The 3467-nt window shown below is 26.8% G+C and carries 2 protein-coding genes; both read left to right on the top strand.

What is annotated here, in order from left to right; translation table 11 throughout:
• Nucleotides 1-152 precede the first annotated feature (152 nt).
• Nucleotides 153-536 carry a rhodanese-like domain-containing protein gene (locus tag E6A48_RS08265; RefSeq protein WP_219709626.1) on the top strand — a complete coding sequence of 128 codons (384 nt, stop codon included), beginning with the start codon at nt 153-155 and terminating at the stop codon, nt 534-536.
• A gap of 59 nt (nt 537-595) precedes the next feature.
• On the top strand, nt 596-3379 hold the full coding sequence (gene polA / locus E6A48_RS08260) for a DNA polymerase I (RefSeq protein WP_219709624.1): 2784 nt from the start codon (nt 596-598) through the stop codon (nt 3377-3379).
• The last annotated feature ends 88 nt before the right edge of the window (nt 3380-3467 follow it).

Here is a 3467-nt window from a genome sequence, read left to right as displayed (position 1 = left end):
AATATATATTTCGTCAAATAATCTTTATTATATTATAAATATAATAAAAAAAAAGAGTTTTTGTTTATAAATCAAAATCAATAAAATAATTGACTTTTTTTCTAATTGTTATAATATCATTTATATATTCCAATATATTTTAGGAAAAATAAATGAAAAAAATTATAATCATTTTATCTATTTCTTTTTTATTTCTAAGCTGTTCAAATAGAGGATATAAAGACCTTAATATAGAAAAAGCAATTAAATTAGTGAATAGTTCAACAAACCTCATAATTTTAGATGTTAGAACAAGAGAAGAATATTTAGCAGGGAACATTCCAAACTCCATTAATATAGATGTATTAAGTCAGGACTTTAAATCAAAAATAGATATGTTAGATAAAAATAAAGAATATTTAGTATATTGCAGAAGTGGGAATAGGTCAACTATTGCATCTAGCATAATGTCGACAAACGGATTTCTTAATATTTATAATTTGCAAAATATAGCATATCAAGATTTTGCAAATGCCATGCTCACAAATAATAAATAACAAAAAAACAACAAAATAATATTTTTGCATAATTTTTATTTTTGTTATATAATAAAAAAATGAAAAAAACATTTCTTATTATTGATGCTTTTGGTATACTTTATAGATATCATTTTATTTTTTTGAAACGCCCTCTAATAAACTCTAAAGGTCAAAATGTTTCTTCGATTAATGGTTTTTTAAGAACATATTTTTCTTTAATTAATACCTACCCTGCTGATTACACCGCAATAGCACTAGATAGTTCAAGAAAAACTTTTAGAAGTGAAATATACAAAGCCTATAAAGAAAATAGAGAAAGTATGCCTGATGATTTAAGAAGTCAAATACCTATACTATACAATCTTATAGATGCTCTTGGAATTACAAGGATAGTTCTTGATAATTATGAGGCTGATGATATTGTAGGATGCATTGCTCAAAACAATAAAAAAGAAAATATTAAAACAATAATATATTCTCCAGATAAAGATATTCTTCAGCTTGTTGATGAGAATACAAAAGTAATAGCAAGCAATAAAGACAATGAATTAATAGAATATGATGTAAATATGGTTAAAGAAAAAAGAGGAGTGTATCCAAACCAGATTATAGATTTACTTTCATTAATGGGAGATGCTTCTGATAATATACCGGGGGTTAAAGGAATTGGAGAAAAAACAGCTTTAAAACTCCTTGAAGAATATGATACATTAGACAACATATATAAAAATATTGATTCTATAAAAGGAAAGATACAAGAAAAACTTATTGCTGATAAAGATAATGCATATATGAGTTATGAGCTAGCTACAATTAAAAGAGAGATAGAAGAATTAAATATAGATTATAAAGAAATTGAAAAAAATAAAATTAATATAGATGAAGTTAATAAAATATTAGATGATTTAGAATTAAAACAAATAAGAGATAAAATTAATTATTACATATACGGAAACAGTAAGAAAAAAGAAGAAAAGGTGCAAATATCTCAACTATCTCAACAGGTCAAACAAGAAACTAATGCAGAAAATAATACAGAAAAGACTACAATAGTATCCAACGCTAAAGACAACAGTTCTAAATACTATTTAATAGAAAATGAAACAGAATTAAAAAATCTTTTAAATGATATAAATTCTAAAAAACTCGTATGTATAGATTTTGAAACTACAGGATTAGACACTTTAACAGATGAAATAATAGGAATATCATTTGCTATAAAATCAAAAGAAGCTTTTTATTTGGATTTAAGTGGAAGAACAAATATAGATAAAGAAGCTTGCAAAAAATTAGTATTTGACACTTTAGCAAAAGAAGACATAAAAATAATAGGTCATAATTTAAAATATGAATACAAGATGATGCGTGCCATTGATAAAAAAATGGGAAACATGTATTTTGACACTATGGTAGCTGCCTACTTGATTAACCCCAGCAGAGGCAGATACAATATGGACGACCTTGCTTTAAGTTATTTATCATACAACACCATAAAATATAGCGACATTACAGATAATGCTAAAAAGACTTTACTTGATGTTGAGTTAAAAGATGTTGTTGAGTATGCTTGTGAGGATGCTGACATTACATTTAGGTTTTATGAATACTTTGCTCCACTTTTAAATACATATAATCTTGAAGAATTATTTTTCAATGTAGAGATGCCTCTTATTAGTGTGCTTGCTGATATGGAGTTTGATGGGGTTTATATAAGCACAGAAAAAATGAAATCTCTATCAGAAGAATATGCTTCACTTTTAGAAAAAACAAAAGAAAAAATATACCAACAAGCAGGAGAAGAGTTTAACTTACAATCTCCAAAACAGCTTGAATATATTTTATTTGAAAAACTAAAAATAAACTCTACTAAAAAAACAAAAACAGGTGCTTATTCAACAGATGAAGAAGTACTTAGAGATCTTGCACAAAGAGAAAAAATTGCTGAGTATATGCTCATATACAGAAAATACTCAAAATTAAAAAACACATATCTTGATGTATTTCCTACATTAGTACATAAAAAAACTAATAGAATACATGCTTCTTTCAATCAAACTGTAACAGCGACAGGACGTTTATCTTCATCAGATCCTAATTTACAAAATATACCAGCAAGAGGTGATGAGGGCAAAGATATTAGAAACACTTTTATAGCAGAAAAAGGAAATGTATTAATAGCAGCAGACTACTCTCAAATAGAATTAAGACTATTAGCTCATTTCAGTAATGACCCTGTGTTGGTGGAAGCTTTCAAAAACAATGATGACATACACAGAAAAACTGCTATGAAAATATATTCTGTAAGCAAAAACCATGTAACTCCTTCAATGAGAAACACAGCAAAAATAATTAACTTCTCTATTATCTATGGTAAAACAGCATTCGGGCTTTCAAAAGAATTAAACATATCAAGAAAAGAGGCTGATGATTTTATTAAAGGATATTTTTCAACATATTCTCAAGTAAAACCATTCTGCGAAAAGGTTATAGAAGATGTAAAAGCCAAGGGTTATGTTCGCACTATGCTTGGAAGAATTAGAGATTTATCTAAAACTATAAACTCATCAAATGCGGTTGTAAGAAATGAAGCTGAAAGAATGGCATTAAACACACTAATTCAAGGAAGTGCTGCTGATATGATAAAAGTTGCTATGATTGCTATACATAAAGAGTTTAAAAATCATTTCAAAACTGCTAAAATTGTTATGCAAGTGCATGATGAATTGGTTGTTGAAGTTTCTGAGAAAGAATCTGATAAGGCTATGACTATAATGAAAGAGATAATGGAGCATTCTGTAAAAACTAATGTTCCTATTACAGTTGATATACATAAGGGATTAAGTTGGGGAGATATTCATTAACTTATGAAGATTGCTTTTTTTGATTTGGACAAAACTATCATAAAAAAAGATTCTATTGTTCCTTTTATGTTTTTCTACTTAAAAAAAA

It is taken from the genome of Brachyspira pilosicoli (genome assembly GCF_019402445.1).
Taxonomy (GTDB): Bacteria; Spirochaetota; Brachyspiria; order Brachyspirales; family Brachyspiraceae; genus Brachyspira; species Brachyspira pilosicoli_B.
This window is presented reverse-complemented; position numbering and strand designations above follow the sequence as displayed.